This window comes from candidate division KSB1 bacterium (genome assembly GCA_034521575.1).
Taxonomy (GTDB): Bacteria; Zhuqueibacterota; Zhuqueibacteria; order Residuimicrobiales; family Krinioviventaceae; genus JAXHMJ01.
The window spans coordinates 734,741-753,526 of the sequence record JAXHMJ010000002.1; the positions used below are offsets into that span (position 1 = coordinate 734,741).

The window sequence follows — 18,786 nt, forward strand, 5'->3', positions numbered from 1 at the left end:
GGATGACCGGGGATTACTGTTCTTCATTATAATCTCGAATCAATTCCTGCATCTCCGGGTCATCCGGAACATCCTCATCCAAAGGTAGTCGCTCTTTGTGGTAGGTGATTATATCCTGATTGCCGTCAAGAACCAACTCCAGTTTGCTTAAATACTTTCCAAGCGGCGGTGAACTGACCAGTGCAGGCATTTCCCACTGATATTGATTGGCAGCATAATATTGTCCGCCAAGGACAACCACATCAATTTCAGGATTTTTATCCATCAGAACCTTTAGATTGGAAAAGGTGCCATGATACAGTAAAATAACAATATCTGCTTTCTTGGACAATTTTGCCAGAGGGTCTTTAATGCTTTCGTAAAGAGATTTACTTTGAACCTGAATATCACTCGAGTGTTCCGGTACCAGTACGTTTTTGGGCTGACATAAACCTAATATACCAATCTTGATCGGATTCAATGCTGCATTATTTGATTCAACAGTACTTATCACAAAAGGCTCAAATACTCGTTTCCCGGATTCATAATAGTACACATTTGCAGAAACAAAATCGACATTTGTTTCCTTTTGTAATTTCAGCAGATATTCCACACCCAGTGAAAAATCCCGTATTCCCGGATTGATGCTTGTGCATCCAAGACGGGAGAGTCCTTTAATCAGATATTCGGTGCGCAATCGGTTTTGTTCCATATACCCGCGCAAAAAACCACCGGCATCCACCTGGATTGAATAATCGACTTTTTGCTTTTCCTGTTCGAGTAAGGTTGCTCTCCGAGCTAACCCGCCATATCGCGCTGTCTTTCACCCGCAGGGCGTAAGATAGCCCATAATATCGTTAGAATGATAAATTGCCAATTTGGACTGTTGCGCCATCAAATTTTCCGGAGAAGACCCACATCCATACGTGAATAAAAACAGTAAAAAAGCTAATAAAGATTTTTTCATTTTCTCTCCTGTTGTCCTATTTATTAACTTGTATTATAATCAATAATATATCGAAATGCAAGATCAGCTTAATCGGCATTGACAATAATATAATCCTGAATGACTTTAACGTCAATTTTGACATTACGTTCCAGATCCAGCACTACGCGGGTAAAACGGTTTTCAGAATGAAATCCGAGCCTTGCCTGCTGAAACGGACCGGTATTTAGCGGTATCACTTTTTTATCGGCCATGATATATACATCCGAGAGATCAAGCACCACTCTTGGCGGATCGGATAATGAATTGACTTTGGGATCGGTCTTGCCGTTACACTGAATTTTCACTGATGTCTCGTCAGCTTTGAGAACATCGAATACTGCAGAGGCTTTGGGAACTTTGGGCGGCTTGTCAAAACTGAATATTTTAAATTCAACGCGGCGGTTTTCCGCTCTTCCTTCAGGAGTTGCATTTGACGCAATCGGCCGCAATTCTCCATAACCAACCGGCATAAAAAATTTATTTTCAGGAATATCTTCTTGCTCGTTAAGGAATGAAATGACACGGTTCACCCGCTTGTGAGAAAGGCGGATGTTATACGGGTCAGTGCCGATAGAATCGGTATGACCGGATACCTGCACCTGAGCTTCAGGATACGTTTTCAAAATATCCGCAATATTGTGCATCGTATTGAAATATTCAGGTTTTATCTCCCACTTGTTAAAGTCAAAGTTGATCTGCTTCATCACAACCGTGAGCGTACGACGGTCGGATTTATCAGGGACAATTTCGATGCGATTATCCGAATCCGCAATTTCCTGTATTTTGGCCAGCCGCTCATTGATCTGATCCAGCAGTTTTTGTGCCGCTTCTTTTTCTTCTTCTATTTTCATTCGAGCTTGCTGTGCCTGATCAATTTCAGATTGCAAACGCTGTCTGATGCCGCTCAGATCGTATTTTTGAGTCTTTAGTTTATTCATTGCAAAGTGGATCGAAAACCGGTGGGCTGAACTTTCAAATGTTTGTATAGGTGCATAAGCATAATCAATTCGTGCCAGTGAATTATTCAGCCATTCCGCCGGGATATAGAGCCCGAATCCCAGCGCCCATGGTGTAACTCGGCTGCCGGACAGTGAATAGCCACCACGCAAAGCCAATAATTGATTATAGATGATTTCAGCGCCAAGATGTATGCTTGCGTCCTGATCGCGAATCCAGATTAAATCACTACTCAGCAAACCGGTCAAAGCGTTGTATATTTTCCCATGTCCGGTTATTCCGGTACGAATGGTTCGCGGAAGCGGAGTTTTATAAGTGTCAAACTGGACTTTATTCAAACTAATATTTTGAACAGCTGCACCGAACGACACATACGGTATATGCAGCTGCATGCCCAAATCCATACCTGCTGCATTTGATGTTTCACCGGCAAGATTCTGATGCATATAGCTGAAAGAAACCCCAAAGTCGAGTTCAAACCGTTCGGTTTTATACCAATTGCCGTACCCGAGAGACAGCATCATATCGCCGCTCTGAATGGTTTCCCCGGTGCTGAAAAAGTCCTGATCCATTCTCTGAATTTCGCCTTCATCAAAATAAGACAACCCGCCGGCTATCACACCCCAGGGTTGAGGGTAGCCAAAAGCCAAAGATCCCTGCTGAGTATCATCAATCCATTTGTGAAAATTTGCAGTAAGCAGAGTGTGACGTAACCCTCCAACGGCTCCAATATTATAACGAACGGCATTGATATCATGAGGTATAGCTGTTACGGCATCACCCAGCGCCACCCGACGCGCTGAAGGATGAACGCTTAAAAATTCGGCGCCATGATACCCCGCCCCGTTTTGAGCCCAGCCGATTGTACAGGTAAAGAACAATGGTAAAAAGAATAGCAGAAAAGTTCTATTCATAATATAAAACCCTCGTTATACCGGTGTCAGCGTATCACAACAAATTTGGTGAACGCGGATACCTGTTTCATAGAGCCCGTGTTCTCATTGGCAAGCCTTCCTGTGAATTTTACCCCAATAGGTACCGCTGCTGATTTTATGGCCGGAATTATTAGAAAGGTCCCACCAGTTCTCAATAATGCCGTACCTGTTTTTTTCTATAGTACGATTTGCTGCATTGCTGATTGTGATTTCATCACCCTGAATTTGTCTCACACGTTGGCCGGACAAATTGAATATTTCCAGTTTGTCAAGAGTCAGATTGCCGACAGTGGAAAAAATGCGAAGGCGAAAGTTGCCATGTGTGGATTCCCGAAACGGATTGGGAGCGATCTGTAATTTATAAGCTGTGTCGGAAAAATCATCGTCGACAGGCTCCTGATCCGGCACACTCACAGAGCTGACCAGTGTAAAATTATCCGTATACACAGCCTGAATCACATCACCATGCTGAGCAAAAAGCACACTGTCATCCGGGGCCCAGTTTTTATCATCATTTAGCAACAGCCCGCGACTTGATCTAAAGTTGCCGGTATTTTCGATTCCCGCATCATTTTTCAATTCGTAGAGATACAAAAACTCACTGTCATTGATTACTGAATTTCTCAGCACAACTACAATGGAATCGGCACCCTGTGTGTTCAGGTTTTTATCATGCTCACCGGTCACCCGGGCATAAAGTGAATCGCCGATATGAGCCGTTGACAATACCTCGGCTTTTGAGTTTTCAATATAAATCTCGCCTTTGGTTCCCATAATTACTGTGACTGTGTCCTGAGACCGGTCAGTCGGGTCATCCGGGTCCTGATACGACACCGTAATCAAATCTCTGTCCGATACTTCCAGAGTATCATTCTCCGGATGAACAAGAGCTGTCCCATTAACAATACGGATGGGTACAGGGTCAATTAGAGAAAACGCCTGAAACGGAGCCGTCAAAGATAATGTAACGTGTTCAATATCTCCGGAATTCACAGCTTTTACAGGCATATCAATGGATGACTGTGACTGTTCGAGATTACGATCGTCCAGCATGATATATACTTTGCCGGGATTCTCGCTTTCGTTTTCGGGCGGAAGACTGGTGGTCCCGGTATAGGATTCCACTTCAGTCCGGTCCGGTCCGACAAACTGAATATTTGACGGAGTGGAATCATAGAGTTGATAGGTGATTCTCCAGGATCGGAGTTTGGGAGTCAAATATTGGGCTGTGGTATAGGGAAAGGCATTCAGGTAGATGCGTTTGATGCCATTCAGCGCCGTGTATTGAGACAGATCGAGCGTAACTGTATTTTCCGGGCGCCAGGGAAGATCCGATATCAGCACACTGCCTGTTTCATAGTCCACGATCTGAAAGCTAAACCGCACTTTGTCCCGCTCAGCCGGATCGTTCGGAAGCACCTGTTTGTATTCCAAAGCATTCCACTTTATGGATACATCTTCTGTCGAGACTTCCGATCCGGGAATTTGTGTGGTATAAATCCGCGGCGCCGGATCGATATCCGAGTCATAGAAAAAGTACCGCACCCAGAGTTGTTCGAGTGAAGGTGCTTTTCGCGGATTTTCTGTTCCCATCCTGGCACGCACCTGATAGTATCGATGGCCGCGATGAGAGTCGTTGATTTTTTAACCGGAAAGGATATAATATGATGTTGTATCACCAGTCGGCCCGCGCCATAGCGGATATTGATCGTCTTTGCTGAAATAATCTGCGGATGATCTGAATTGCAGCTTGACGGAGGTGGCCTGAGTGAGTGTATCGGCCAGCCAGAGCAGCTGCCGGAAATTCACTTTTTTATCCACGTTATAGACAGGAGATGCTTTAATCACCGTGGAAAATCCTAATATGGCCGGCAATTTTTTCTTTTGCGCAGGCTGGCTGCTGTCAGGTGTAAATTCCTGAACAGCCAGCAATTTGTCGGATAGTTCCACATCTACATCTTCGATACCGGAAACCGGGTTTGAAAATTCCCAAAAGTACTCCCCTGCCCGGTCCACTTCAATAATTCGCTGGTTGCCGGCATCAGCAATGATAATATGACCGTTTCTCAGGCGATCAGCGTCTTTGGGAGTGTTCAGTAGCCTGTTCTCATCCAGGCTGGAATCTGCACCGAATTCCCAGAGGATTTCTTTGGTCTCTCTGGAGACGATCAGAACCCGGTGGTTTCCTTGATCTGTAATTAATATTTCGTCCGGGGATGTGCTGTCTGATGAGGCAATATACTCGACGTCGACCGGATTGTTCAAGGTATCGCCCGCCAGTTGCCACACTATATCCTTGTCATCATTGACAATGATAACCCGGTCACGACCCTTGTCCGCAACGAGATATTCTCCTGCCGTATTATTGATAAAAACTGCATCAGACGGTGAATCCAGTTCATTATTTTCTCCATATTCCCAAATGACCCGGTTGATATGGTTGATAATGACCACCCGGTTTCCGCCTGAGAAAGCTACAATATATCGGGCCCTGCCGTTGTCTGTCATGAAATCCGCGTCCATCGGGGAAAAATATGAAAAATTTGTCAGGTCATTGATGATTTGATTGGCAAAGCGGTCATAGATGATAATCCGGTTTGCCTGCTGATCGGTGATCATATATGTCGAGTTGGATGTATCGCCGATAGCTGCAGAGATATTGTCCACATCGACTGCAGAACTGAGATCAAAGCGATCAAAGGGAAAAATCCATTCAATACCATCCAGCTTGAACTCTTGCGCCAGTTCGTGCTGGATAGTCTGAAAAACAGGCTCCAGCATTGCAACCGTGTCCACGATCACGCCATTTTCACCAAAAGTACGCTGAAAGGGGTGACTATCCTCCCACACAGATTCCGGCTGAGAAAAAGCCGCGGTCAGTCCGGCAAAAGTCAGGACAAAAAAGCAAAGGTTAAAGTATTTCATAATCTTTGGCCATGCGTTTAGGGATCATTGAAATAAAATATAGGAAATCAGTAAATTGAGTTGATAATAATAATTGAAATCCTTGTGCAGCGGCAGATATTCAAAGTCATTATCCTGCATGATATAACGTACATCTAATGAAAATGACAAATTGTCAGCCAAGGGGATTCGGGTTCCCATACCGGTTACGATCAGCCCGATGGTTTCATTTTTATACTCATTCGGAATCGGTTCCCAGGCTTGAGTGTATTCTTCAAAATTAACACCTGCGCCAATTAGAAAGTAAACAAAAAAAGTGGGGAAATACAAATAACTGGCCGAAAGGTGCAATGTATTGGCCTTGACCTCATACTTTTCATAGGATTCCTGCATATAATCGAGCTTGATTTCAGCGCCGCGGTTTCCATAGCGGTAACGCCCGGCCAGTCCATAACTGTAAGTATTTTGTTCCACTCTGTATCGTCTGATAAAGCCATTTTGGGCAGAAATGGCCACTGATTTCTGACTCCAAACGTTCTGAACCGGCAACAGTGCAAACAATAATAATATTATCAGGTTGATATTTTTCATCATGGCAGCTCGACTCAATTAACATGGCTAATGCAATGGAATAATAGCGGGCATCCTCAGAATCCGACCGTGATGAAACGATAACCGGCACCTTGGCACCCATAACAATTCCTGCAGTTTTGCAGTCAGTAAGACAAGTCATTGCTTTGTAAAATACATTGCCCACTTCAATAAATGGAAAGATCAAAATATCCGCGTCTCCGCCCACCGGACTTTTAATGCCTTTGATATCGCATGCTTGTTTATCCAGCGCATTGTCCAGGGCGAGCGGACCATCAACAATGCAATCTATAATCTGACCGCGATCAGACATTTTAGAGATTACAGCAGCATCTGCAGTACAGGGCATGGACTGATGGTTGACTTTTTCCAGGGCGGTGACCATGGCGACTTTGGGTTTACGGATTTTGAAGGATTTGGCAACCTGTACAGCATTCTCAATCATGCCGATTTTGGCGTCCAGATCCGGATAAATGTTCATACCGCCGTCGCTCATAAACAGCAGTTTGTGATAAGTGGGCAATTCAAAAGCGGCTATATGAGACAATAGTTTTCCGTGACGCAGTCCGTGCTCTTTTTCGAGCACGCCGCGGAGCAAGGTTGCCGTGGAACAGGTGCCTTTCATCAAAGTGTCTGCCAGTTTCTCGCGCACCAATTGCAGACATCTGACAACAGACTGGGTTTCATCGGAAGTATTGACCAAATCAAACGGACTGATATCAATCTGATATTCTTCACTGATTCGTATGATTTTTTCACGATTTCCCACAAGTACTGCATCAGCCAGGCCTTGTTGTTGTGCATGTGCGACTGCTGAAAGCACACTTTTACTTTCAGCGCCGGCCACGGCAATGGTCTTACTGGGCCTGTCCTTGACTTTTTGAACCATTTCATCGAATGATGTAATCATAGCGCTTATCCGCCTCTAATAAATCTTTGCTTGTTCTTTTCCTGTTAATACCCGTAATGCGCCAAAAGCCAAAGCTTCCATTTCAAATTCACCCGGGAATATCTTTACCGGGGCCAGATGTTTGACCGCCGGTACAATCATATGGATAAATGTCTCACTCAACGCCAACCCGCCTGTCAAAGCGATGGCATCAATGACGCCGAAAAGCGAGGCGCTAAGCGCAGCGATTTCCTTTGAGATCTGAAGCGCCAGCGCTTCAACCGTCAATCGGGTTTGTTCGTCTCCCTGTTTGAACTTTCGCATAATGAATTCAAAATCATTCGACCCCAAATAAGCCATCAATCCGCCCTGACCTTTTACTTTTTTAAGCATCTCTGTTTCCGATCCATGGCGATAACAGGCACGTATCAGATCTCCCGCCGGCAAAGTGCCGGAACGCTCGGCTGAAAAGGGTCCCTCACCGTCAAGACCATTGTTCACATCAATGACGCGCCCTCTTTGATGAGCGCCCACCGTTATGCCGCCGCCCATATGTGCGATAATAAAATTAGCCTGTTCATAGGATTTGCCCATCGATTCAGCCAGTTTTCGAGCCACAGCTTTCTGATTTAATGCATGAAATATGCTTTTGCGCTCAAATTCAGGATGACCCGAGAGTCGAGCAGCCGGAGCCAGTTCATTGACCACGACAGGATCAACGATAAAAGCGGGTTTGCCGGTGTTGGCTGCAAAATCATAGACCAACAGAGCACCTAAATTAGATGCATGTTCTCCTCGATTTCCTGATCGGAGATCTTTAACATCCGCTCGTTGACCTTAAATGTTCCGCTCTCAATCGGACGCAAAAGCCCACCTCTGCCTACAAAGGCATCAAAATCCGCGACATCAAGTCCCCGATCCAGTAATACCTTATTGATACACTCAAGTCGAAAAGGCAGTTGTTCCTGAATTGATCGGTAATTCTCCAATTCGTTTTTATCATGATGAATCGAACTGTTAAATTCAACCGTCGGTCCTTTATAACCGGCAATTTTACTGGATGTTGAACCCGGATTGATCACTAATATCCGATACACGTATGACCTTTCCAAAATATCGTATTTTACGTTGTGTTAAACAGTTATGGTATAATACTATTCAGATTGATAATGAATAATCGATTCTACCTGGTAACCACTCAATTTTTCCCGGCCTTTTAAAAAGTCAAGTTCAACGAGGAAAGAGCATCCAAGCACCTTGCCGCCCAGCCGTTCGACGAGCCGTATGGTGGCTTCAACCGTGCCGCCGGTTGCCAGAAGATCGTCGACGATAAGCATCCGATCGCCGGATTTAACAGCATCTGTATGAATTTCCAATGAATCCTGGCCGTATTCGAGTTCATATTTTTCAGAGATTGTTTCATATGGCAATTTGCCCGGTTTACGCACGGGAACCATGCCCACGTTGAGATGAAAAGCCATAGCGGCGGCAAAGATAAAGCCTCTTGACTCGATGCCGAGAACAGCATCTATTTTAGTCTCATCAAACGGAGCCAGCATTTGAATGACGGAATCATGCAATCCCTCTGCGTCTCCGACAAGTGTCGTGATGTCCTTAAATCCGATTCCCGGCTTGGGAAAATCCTGTACATTACGTATCAGCTCTTGCAACAGCATTTTATCATTCCTCATGCTTATCCGACGGTTCGAAATCCCTGATATTTACCTGTGTATTCAACCCATTGTGTATCGATATCATCCACCCGGGCCATGGACGGTCCCTGGTACAAGTGAACAATGAATTGTTCAATATTGTCTTTTTCTCCTTCTGCATTAACCGACACAGTTCCGTTCATCTCATTTTTGACGGTACCGGAAATATTTAGATCTCTCGCCTTTTGTGTGACAAAGAATCGAAATCCAACACCTTGTACTCTTCCGGATACAGTAATATTTGCCCGTTCCATACTCATGGATATAACCTCGACATTGTTCGTGGAAATGGAATGGTTTCTCTGACATGATGTCTGCCGCAGAGCCATGCCACGGTACGCTCAATCCCCAGACCGAAACCGGCGTGCGGTACGCTGCCGTAACGTCTCAAATCCACGTACCATTTAAATGCTTCAGCAGGAAGGTCATGTTTCTTTATACTTTGTAAAAGACTACCAAGATCATCCTCCCTCTGTCCGCCGCCAATGATCTCTCCGTATCCCTCCGGGGCGATCATATCCACACAAAGGGATTTAGCGGGATTCTCAAAATCCCGTTTCATATAAAACGCTTTGATATTCGAAGGATAATGTGTAATCATAACCGGACGGTCAAATTCCTGCGAGATAATTGTTTCATCAGCACCACCAAAATCATCGCCCGGTGTAAAATCAGCATCGGCTTTTTTTAGGATTTCAACCGCGTCATCATATGTGATTCGGGGAAAGGGCGCTTTTATGTTTTCCAATTTGGATAGATCTCGTTCAAGATAGTCCAGATCCTGAGCTCTGTTATTGAGGACATTTTGAACAATGTATTCAACCATCTGTTCTGCGTAATCCATATCTTTGGATAGATCGCAATAGGCCATCTCCGGCTCGATCATCCAGAATTCTGTAAGATGCCGCCGGGTTTTAGACTTTTCAGCGCGAAAAGTGGGCCCGAAACAGTAAGCTTTCCCGAAAGCCATCGCAGCGGCTTCCATATAAAGCTGTCCGCTTTGGGTGAGATAAGCTTTTTCTTCGAAATAATCTGTTTCGAATAATGTGGTTGTGCCTTCACAGGCATTCGGAGTAAAAATGGGGGCATCCACCAATGTAAATCCATGCTCATCGAAAAATGTACGGCATGATTTGATAATTTCATGACGAATTCTTAAAATGGCATGCTGCTGTGAAGAACGCAGCCAAAGATGACGGTGATCCATTAAAAAATCTATACCATGCTCTTTGGGAGAGATCGGATATTCTTCAGCGATTTGTATAATTTCAACTTTAGAGGCCTGAAGTTCATAGCCGCCTTTAGCCCGCTGATCTTCGGTGATTTCACCGGTTACGATGATTGAACTCTCCAGAGTCAGTTCTTTACAGGCCTCAAATGTCTCTTCACTGACATTACCTTTAAAGATAACGGCCTGAATCAATCCGGTTCCATCCCGCAGCATAATAAACTGCAGTTTTCCTTTGCCGGTTTTGTTGTAAACCCAACCTGCGAGGTTTACCGTTTGTCCCGCGTAATTTGCAACATCAGAGATGCATACATTCTGTTCCATGTTGATCCTTTCTCGTGCTTCCTAATACCAAATTTCCGGTTTCACTTCCCGATTCAGTAAATCACTGAGCGCTTGTTTGGCTTCTTTGTTGTGATAAAGTATTTCATAAACCTGCTCACATATCGGCATCTCAACTTTGTGTTTGTTTGCAAGCTGTACCACAGATTCCGAAGTGCGTACGCCTTCGGCCACCATGGTCATTTCTTCAAGCACCTCATCAAGTGTTTTGCCTTTTCCGATTTGTTCTCCCACATAGCGGTTCCGGCTGTGGCGGCTCATACAGGTCACAATCAGATCACCGATACCCGACAACCCTGAAAACGTGATCGGATTTGCCTGAAAATAGCTGCCAAGCCGTGCTATTTCGGCTAATCCACGCGGCTGCAGAGCAGCCTTGGTGTTATCGCCAAAACCGGCCCCATCGCAGATACCTGCGGCAATCGCAATGACATTCTTAAGAGAACCGCCGAGTTCAACCCCCACCACATCAGGGGTCCGGTAAATCCGGAACATTTTGCTGGTGAGCATTTGCTGCACATAGCGAGCAATGGCTTCATCTTTTGATGCGACGACAACGGCTGTGGGAATATCCTGACTCACTTCTTCGGCATGACTTGGTCCGGAAAGAACCGCATACCGTGAAGCCGTCAAATGCGACAACTCCTGACCGGCAATTTCTGAAATCCGACATAATGAATCATTTTCAATACCTTTACTGCAATTGACAATCACTGCAGTCGTATTCAGGGTTTTTACCGTATTCAGCTTTTTAAAGACAGGACGGACCACATGAGACGGTACAACTGAAATAATCAAGTGCGCATTCTGAACAACGTCATTTAGGTCACTGCTGATATGAATATCACGAGGTATTTTTACGCCTTTCAGTACCTCGTCTCGTTGCCGTTCTTTGTTAAGTTTTTCGGCTGCTTTTGGATCAAATTCCCACAGCTTCACATGGTGTCCTGTTTTTTGGCAATGGATAGCCAATGTGATGCCCCAACTTCCGGCCCCCAAAACTGCAATATTTGTCGAATTGCTCTCGTGCACAACAAGCTCCGTTATTTAATTTCACCGATATAAACAGGCTCTTGATGATTTGATTTTAATATATCAAAAATGCCTTCTGAATGACCGGGATCAACTACACATACGAGTCCGATGCCAAGATTAAAAGTCCGGCGCATTTCTTTGTCGGAAATTTCACCGTATTGCTGGAGCATTTTAAAGATCGAAGGAACATCCCAGGCTTGCCAGTCTATGTTGAGGGTTTTACCGCGGAGTAATCGTTTGGTATTACCGACAATTCCACCGCCGGTAATATGACTGATTCCATGCAACCCCGGATGATTCCTCACCAGCCTGATCGCATGACGATAGCTTTTGTGAATCTGTAACAGCGCTTCGCCCCAGCTCATTCCGAGATCTGAATCATAAGCTTTTAGGTCGATTTTTTTATGCTCAAGTATTACTTTACGTGCAAGAGAATAGCCATTGGTATGCAGCCCGTTAGAGGGAATTCCAATCAAGATGTCTTTCGATTTTATTTTTTCTCCATTGATGATATTTTCCTGATTAACCAATCCGATAATAGAACCGGCAATATCATATTCACCGGGTGAATAGAATCCCGGCATTTCTGCTGTTTCACCGCCAATCAAGGCACAATCATTTTGTTTACAGGCCGTGGTCATGCCGCGTACAATGTGTTCGATGGTAGACGGCTTTAAATCCACTGTGCCGATATAATCAGTAAACGCCACAGGGTCTGCGCCGGAGGTCATAATGTCGTTGACGCAGTGATTAACCAGATCCTGTCCGACTGTATCATGTATGCCCAGGGCAAAAGCAATCTTTAACTTGGTACCCACACCATCTATGCTTGTTACAACAACAGGATTTGGATATTTTTCCAAATCAATCTGATAAAATCCGGCAAAAAGCCCAATACCGTTCAAAACATGCTGGTTAAATGTGGCATCAGCAAGACCCCCGATTTTTTTTGTTGAATCTTCAGCAGCTCTTAAATCCACACCGGAGTTTTTATAACTTATTCCCAAAATTCTTTTCCTTTTTTGATCAGTTCAATGTATCTTTGTCGTATTTGCGTAAAAAATAGCAGTGAGGACTCTTGCTGATAGTCCGGATATGTCCACGGATAGATGTTAAACCTGCCATCCCGCCAATACAGTTCTATATCTCCGTAAATTCCATTCTGAATATATATTCTGTGACTGTAATTCTTTGTGGTCGCCAGTACCAGCTTTGGGGGTTCGATATACCCCGGATCAATATTGGCTTGACGGCGGTTCTGTATTTTGAATTCATTTTCTATCGTATTCGTCTTGTACTTGATTTCCGGCAATCTATCCGGAATAATAAATGATTTGAAGACAATAAACTGCTTTTTCAGCGTTTCTCCCATTTCTTTTGCATAATATTCAGTATGTTTAAAAGAAAACATTTCCGAAAATACTGCAACCTCACCAAATTCAGAGATTAACCGGGATAATACATTTTCATACACTGAATATTCAGCGTAACAAATCGCGGATATTAAGCAAACTTTGTCTGGTTTTCGTATTTTTCCCATCTCGGATAATAATATGGCTATTAATACAAAGAAAATCAAGAAGAACATGAACCGGTAACAAAAAAAACCAGAGTATAAAAATACTCTGGTTTTCTCGTGTTATCGAATATATTGATTTACAATGCTTTCGTACAACTCCTGCTGTCCGCTTTTTTGCTGAGGTTCCCCTTTCTCAACTGCAAGATCTCTCAATTCAGTCAAGGACAATTTTCCTTTTTCAAAATCGGCGCCCTTGCCAGAATCAAAGCTCTCATATCGTTGCAGTTTCATTTTGACAAGATCAGATTCTGACAGAATCCGGTCAGCGATCAATAATGCATGCGCCATCGTATCCATTGCCATAATATGTCCGATAAAAATATCCTGCAAATCGGTTGAACTCCGTCGCAGCTTTGAATCAAAGTTCATACCGCCTTTGCCGATTCCGCCATTTTGCAGCAGGATAAGCATCAGTTCTACGGCATCGTAAATATTGTGAAGGAATTCATCGGTATCCCAGCCATTATGAGGATCACCCTGATTAATATCGAGACTGCCAAACATACCGGCATCCACTGCGGTCTGGACTTCATGAGCAAGTGTATGACCGGCCAGCGTCGCATGATTGTTTTCGATATTGATTTTAAAATCCTTATCCAGGCCCAAATGACGCAGGAACCCAATCACGGTTGATGTATCATAATCATATTGATGCTTTGTGGGTTCCATGGGTTTGGGTTCTATCAGATAATTGCCATCAAAACCGATATCACGCCCATAATCTCGCGCTTTGGTCAGCATCATGCCGAGATGTTCGATTTCACGCTTCATATCTGTATTCAAAAGTGAAAAATATCCTTCACGACCGCCCCAAAAGACATAGTTATCACCGCCCAATTCTACGGTAGCATCCATAGCGGCTTTAACCTGGGCTGCCACGTGTGTCAGCACGTCAAAGTCGGGATTTGTTGCGGCGCCGTTCATGTAGCGCGGATTTGAGAAAACATTTGCCGTGCCCCAAAGCAGTTTTACGCTGGATTCCTTTTGCTTTTCTTTGGCAAGTTCGACCAATGTCTTTAGGTTATCTTCAGATTCTTGAACATCTTTACCTTCAGGAGCAATATCCCGGTCGTGAAAACAGTAAAAGGGGACACCGAGTTTGGTGATAAATTCAAACGCGGCATCCAGTTTCTGTTTAGCCACCTGCATAGAGTCATCACCAATTAGCCAAGGATAAGCCTGGGTACCGGGACCAAACGGATCATCTCCGGTTCCGCAGAATGTATGCCAATAGGCAACAGCAAAACGGAAATGCTCATTCATTGTTTTTCCGGCGACCTTTTGATCCGGATTATACCATTTGTATGCCAAAGGATTTTTTGAATCCGGGCCTTCATACTTGATTTTGGAAATCGAAGGAAAATATTCCTTGTTTCCCACTGTTACGTTTACAGACATAGGGACACCTCTTTTTTTTATAACTGATTATCTCTTGGTTAACACATTCTCTGTTTCATTGATTCCAATAGCCTATGGGAAAATGCCTCTGGCATCCATAGCAGACGCCACCCGTTTCACAGCAATCATCATTGCCGCATCGCGCAATGTTGCCTTTTTTTCAGCAGCCAATTCCCAAACCGCAGCGAAACTTTTCTTAATGGCTTTTTCAAGATTCCGATTAATTTCATCCTCATCCCAGAAAAAGGATTGAATAGACTGCACCCATTCAAAATAGGACACAATCACGCCGCCGCTGTTGGCCAGAATATCGGGAATAATAATAGCACCTCGGTCGGTCAGGATTTCTTCAGCCTCCGGTGTGGTGGGACCATTGGCGCCTTCAACCACAATCTTTGCCTTGACCTTATCAGCATTTCCCTTGTGGATTTGCTTTTCAAGGGCAGCCGGTACAAGAATATCTACCTCCTGTTGGAGAATTTCATCTTTATTTATTTTTTCTACACCGGGTGCCTGGAATCCCTCCAGCAAATTAAAATGCGATTGTTCACAGTATCGAATCATTTCTTCGATCGGCAGTCCGTCTTCTTTGTAATAGCCGCCGCTCACATCACTGACCGCTACAATTTTACAACCGCGTTCTTTGAGCAGAACTGCACTGACACTGCCCACATTACCAAATCCCTGAATAGCGATTTTGGTTTCCGAAGGTTCTTTTTCAAGTCGTTTTAAAAGCTCTATGGTATTGAACATAACACCGCGTCCAGTGGCTTCTTTACGGCCCAGACTTCCGCCCAGTTCAATTGATTTTCCGGTCACAATGTCCAGGACTGTGGAACCCTGATACATACTAACCGTATCCATGATCCAGCCCATGGTTTCCCAATTGGTGTTTACATCCGGTGCAGGAATATCACGGTGAGGACCGATAATAGGCATAATTGCGACTGTATAGCGCCGGGTCAGTCTGCATTTTTCTTCTTTGGCAAGCTTTGTAACATCAACCTGAACACCGCCCTTGGCTCCGCCATAGGGAATATTAACAACCGCACATTTCCAGGTCATCCACATCGCCAGCGCCTTGACTTCATCAATTGTTACGGTTTCGTGAAATCGAATCCCGCCTTTACAGGGCCCTCTGGCATTGGAGTGCTGTACACGATAGCCTTTAAACACCTGGATCGAGCCATCGTTCATTACCACCGGACATGAAACAGAGAGTTCGCGCTCGGGTTCACGCATTACCCTGACCAGGTTCGGATTAATGTTTAGCTTTTGCGCTGCAGATTCAAGCTGATGCTGCGCCATTGCGAATACACCATCTTTAGCCATGACACTGTTCCTCTTTTAGTGATCCTGTTTATTTCCAAGCTGACGCCTTATTTTTTCCATTTCCCGACGTTCCTTTTTTGTCGGTCGTCCTTTATATTTCCGCCGGGGAATTTTTAAAGAGTCTTTGTGCAGTTCCATTAATTCTTTTGCTTCATCAGAGAGTTCTACTTTTTCCTGTTCATAATAATAGCTTGCTTCTTTTCCAGGAATATTCTGATGACATACAGCCTGCACGATAAAGTTATTATATTTACCGCCTTTGGATTTGACTGTAATCCGGTCCCCTTTTCTAACCGTTTTCGAAGGTTTTGCCACAGTACCGTTGACTTTGATCCGTCGGCCTTCGCATGCCTTTGAAGCCTTGGCACGTGTTTTAAACAGGCACACATAGTTTAACCATTTGTCTATACGTTCTTCCCCTTGTTCATCAGGAATAACGCGCATTAAAACACCTCAACATGAATATATCGTTTTGGATTTTCCTTAATATCTTTAAGCAGGCTATCCAGACTCACGGTAGTCGTATTCAGATTTTCATAGAGTTTTTTATTTCGCACAGCCTGCCCGATACTGCCTTTTCCTTTATCAATGTTTTCCAGTATATTGTGCATATAGTCTACTGAACAGGTTAACTTGTCGTAGAATTCCGGGTCATTAAGCAATTGATTCAGCATACTGTCACCATTCACCAGACTGTCTGTCAGAACTTGTCCATTCACCACTATTTTTTTTAATGCCGGATAAAATGTTGAATCATTCAGCATCTGTGACAGAGTCGTATTGTTTCCTTTGAGTGATTGACTCAGGTATAATAGATCCGTGAGTAATGTGTCAACCGTATAATACAGGTTGGTCTCGTTTAATAGCAATCCTAGGGTTCCCTCACCCCGTTTCAGCTTTTCCGTCAAGTAATTTAAATTATTAACGGATGTTTTAACGGATGACAGAATATCAACTCCTTCATCAATTAACACCTCAATATCCAGCGGATCCGCCCCGCTTAATTGATCTCCATCTTTGAGGATAGGTTCGGAAGGAGTGCCCATCGTAATCGCCACATACTTGTCGCCCAGCAATCCCAATGTACCGATATGAGCTTTGGAATCCTTTCGAATTCTTTCTTTTACACTTGTAAAAATTTCCAATTTGATCTGAACCTTTTGATCGGTCAGTTCCTCGCTAAAATGCACATCGGTAACACTTCCCACATAGACGCCGTTTAATCTCACAGGAGCGCCGGCCTGAAGTCCGTTGACGCGTGACATTTCTATATTCAAATGATATCGGTTGCCGAGGATGCCATGCTGATTTCCCACTGCGAGAATGACAAAAACAATAATGGCAATGCCGATGACCATGGTCAGACCAACTCGTACTTCATGCTTACGAATTTCAATTTGTCTATTGCTCATTTGGGTCCTGCCAGAAAATTCATTACAAATTCATTTTGGCTGTTTATGATTACATCCTTTGGCCCGATTTCGATGATACGTCCCTCATGAATGACAGCAAGGCGGTCAGCAACACTGTAGGCGCTTTCAAGTTCATGTGTGACAACAATAGATGTTACACCATATTTTGAACGAGTCTTTCGAATCAGAGCATTAATTGTTGTTGCAGTGATTGGGTCCAGCCCGGTTGTCGGTTCGTCATAAAGCATAATTTCAGGTTGGTAAATCATAGCGCGGGCAAGTGCAACCCGTTTTTTCATACCTCCCGATAATTCAGACGGTATTAAAGACTGTGTGCCGGCCATGTCCACAAATTCGAGGTTAGTCTCAACGGCTTTTTCTATTTCCTCTTCAGTCATTTTGGTATGCTCACTCAACGGAAAGCCGATATTTTCACCGACGGTCATGGAATCAAAAAGCGCAGATCCCTGAAACAGAATACCCGTTTTTTGTCTGACCGAAAACATTTCTTTCTCAGCCAGTGCCGTGATTTGGATATCATCAATGTACACGTGGCCGGAATCCGGATGAAGCAAACCCAGCAGAATTTTTAGGGATACACTTTTACCACAGCCGCTTCTTCCCAAAATAACCAGAGTTTCACCTTTTTGAATGGATAACGAAAAACCACGCAGGACTTGATTCGCACCAAAGGATTTATACACATTATCAAAAACAATTTTATACTCATTACCCATTTAAACAGCGGCCAAGGTTATTTTAGTGATCAGAAAATCCAGAATAAAAATTAAAATTGAAGATAGCACAACGGATTTTGTTGTGGCCTCACCTACTCCTTTTGTTCCACCTCTGACCGAAAAACCAAGATAACAACTCACCGTTGCTATAGCTATCGCAAAGATAACCGGCTTTATCATACCTGCGAAAATATCAGACAAATATAAATATTGTGTGGACAAAGACCAAAAGAAACTTGAACTAATATTCAATTCAGTTACTGAAATCAGCCATCCTCCCAGGATCGCACTCATATCCCCGATAGCCACAAGAATGGGAAGCATAATCAGCAGCGCCAGGAATCTTGGTTTTGCCAGTTTTTTATAGGGATTAATTCCGAGTGCGCGCATGGCATCGATTTGTTCGGTGACAGCCATTGAACCCAATTCGGCGGTAATACCAGCGCCTACACGACCTGCTATAACAAGAGAAATCAAAACGGGACCCAGCTCTCGGACAATGGTCACACTCAGGACTGAACCGGTATACATCTTGGCCCCAAAAATAGCCATTTCATGTCCGAATTGCAAGGATAACACCAGCCCGCTAAAGGATGATGTCATGAGGACGATAACAAGACTTTTGACACCGATTAAATACATTTGATTAATGATATCACGAAAGTAAAAAGGAGGAAGGAAAATATACAGGATGGATCGACCGAGCATTTCAGCCATGTCGTGCATTTCTACAAGAAAATCTGAAAATTTAGCGACACTTTGTTTCAA

At 44.0% G+C, this 18,786-nt stretch carries 18 protein-coding genes and 1 pseudogene; all 19 read right to left on the bottom strand.

What is annotated here, in order from left to right:
- Window positions 1-13: 13 nt before the first annotated feature.
- A complete protein-coding gene (locus U5R06_06165) occupies window positions 14-703 on the bottom strand; it encodes a hypothetical protein (GenBank protein ID MDZ7722406.1) in 690 nt (229 codons plus the stop codon).
- Between the two features lie 311 nt (window positions 704-1,014).
- Window positions 1,015-2,838, bottom strand: a complete 1,824-nt coding sequence (locus tag U5R06_06170) for a PorV/PorQ family protein (GenBank protein ID MDZ7722407.1) — start codon at window positions 2,836-2,838, stop codon at window positions 1,015-1,017.
- 84 nt (window positions 2,839-2,922) lie between these two features.
- Window positions 2,923-4,452: a hypothetical protein gene (locus U5R06_06175; protein MDZ7722408.1), complete on the bottom strand. Its 1,530-nt coding sequence runs from the start codon at window positions 4,450-4,452 to the stop codon at window positions 2,923-2,925.
- A 51-nt stretch (window positions 4,453-4,503) separates the two neighbouring features.
- Window positions 4,504-5,784 carry a hypothetical protein gene (locus U5R06_06180; protein MDZ7722409.1) on the bottom strand — a complete coding sequence of 427 codons (1,281 nt, stop codon included), beginning with the start codon at window positions 5,782-5,784 and terminating at the stop codon, window positions 4,504-4,506.
- A gap of 24 nt (window positions 5,785-5,808) precedes the next feature.
- A complete protein-coding gene (locus U5R06_06185; protein MDZ7722410.1) occupies window positions 5,809-6,237 on the bottom strand; it encodes a hypothetical protein in 429 nt (142 codons plus the stop codon).
- The gene (locus U5R06_06190) at window positions 6,173-7,264 is read right to left on the bottom strand and encodes a bifunctional enoyl-CoA hydratase/phosphate acetyltransferase (protein MDZ7722411.1); all 1,092 of its coding nucleotides are present in this window, start codon (window positions 7,262-7,264) and stop codon (window positions 6,173-6,175) included. Before U5R06_06190 ends, U5R06_06185 begins: the two co-directional genes overlap by 65 nt.
- A 15-nt stretch (window positions 7,265-7,279) precedes the next feature.
- Window positions 7,280-8,340 (bottom strand): annotated as a pseudogene (buk, locus tag U5R06_06195) (butyrate kinase).
- A gap of 57 nt (window positions 8,341-8,397) precedes the next feature.
- The gene (locus U5R06_06200) at window positions 8,398-8,919 is read right to left on the bottom strand and encodes an adenine phosphoribosyltransferase (protein MDZ7722412.1); all 522 of its coding nucleotides are present in this window, start codon (window positions 8,917-8,919) and stop codon (window positions 8,398-8,400) included.
- A 17-nt stretch (window positions 8,920-8,936) separates the two neighbouring features.
- The gene (locus tag U5R06_06205) at window positions 8,937-9,215 is read right to left on the bottom strand and encodes an acylphosphatase (protein ID MDZ7722413.1); all 279 of its coding nucleotides are present in this window, start codon (window positions 9,213-9,215) and stop codon (window positions 8,937-8,939) included.
- Window positions 9,212-10,507, bottom strand: coding sequence for an asparagine--tRNA ligase (asnS, locus tag U5R06_06210; GenBank protein ID MDZ7722414.1), 1,296 nt, complete (start codon window positions 10,505-10,507; stop codon window positions 9,212-9,214). The genes U5R06_06205 and asnS overlap by 4 nt, the downstream gene beginning before the upstream one ends.
- A gap of 21 nt (window positions 10,508-10,528) precedes the next feature.
- Window positions 10,529-11,557, bottom strand: a complete 1,029-nt coding sequence (locus U5R06_06215) for an NAD(P)H-dependent glycerol-3-phosphate dehydrogenase (GenBank protein ID MDZ7722415.1) — start codon at window positions 11,555-11,557, stop codon at window positions 10,529-10,531.
- Between the two features lie 11 nt (window positions 11,558-11,568).
- The gene (purM, locus tag U5R06_06220; GenBank protein MDZ7722416.1) at window positions 11,569-12,567 is read right to left on the bottom strand and encodes a phosphoribosylformylglycinamidine cyclo-ligase; all 999 of its coding nucleotides are present in this window, start codon (window positions 12,565-12,567) and stop codon (window positions 11,569-11,571) included.
- The gene (locus U5R06_06225; protein MDZ7722417.1) at window positions 12,558-13,148 is read right to left on the bottom strand and encodes a DUF4416 family protein; all 591 of its coding nucleotides are present in this window, start codon (window positions 13,146-13,148) and stop codon (window positions 12,558-12,560) included. The genes purM and U5R06_06225 overlap by 10 nt, the downstream gene beginning before the upstream one ends.
- Window positions 13,149-13,199: 51 nt before the next feature.
- A complete protein-coding gene (xylA, locus tag U5R06_06230) occupies window positions 13,200-14,537 on the bottom strand; it encodes a xylose isomerase (protein MDZ7722418.1) in 1,338 nt (445 codons plus the stop codon).
- A gap of 72 nt (window positions 14,538-14,609) precedes the next feature.
- Complete coding sequence (locus tag U5R06_06235; GenBank protein MDZ7722419.1) at window positions 14,610-15,869, bottom strand: Glu/Leu/Phe/Val dehydrogenase; 1,260 nt, start codon at window positions 15,867-15,869, stop codon at window positions 14,610-14,612.
- 15 nt (window positions 15,870-15,884) lie between these two features.
- Complete coding sequence (locus U5R06_06240) at window positions 15,885-16,313, bottom strand: S4 domain-containing protein (GenBank protein MDZ7722420.1); 429 nt, start codon at window positions 16,311-16,313, stop codon at window positions 15,885-15,887.
- On the bottom strand, window positions 16,313-17,281 hold the full coding sequence (locus tag U5R06_06245; GenBank protein ID MDZ7722421.1) for an MlaD family protein: 969 nt from the start codon (window positions 17,279-17,281) through the stop codon (window positions 16,313-16,315). Before U5R06_06245 ends, U5R06_06240 begins: the two co-directional genes overlap by 1 nt.
- Window positions 17,278-18,018: an ABC transporter ATP-binding protein gene (locus U5R06_06250; protein MDZ7722422.1), complete on the bottom strand. Its 741-nt coding sequence runs from the start codon at window positions 18,016-18,018 to the stop codon at window positions 17,278-17,280. Before U5R06_06250 ends, U5R06_06245 begins: the two co-directional genes overlap by 4 nt.
- On the bottom strand, window positions 18,019-18,786 hold the full coding sequence (locus tag U5R06_06255; protein MDZ7722423.1) for an ABC transporter permease: 768 nt from the start codon (window positions 18,784-18,786) through the stop codon (window positions 18,019-18,021).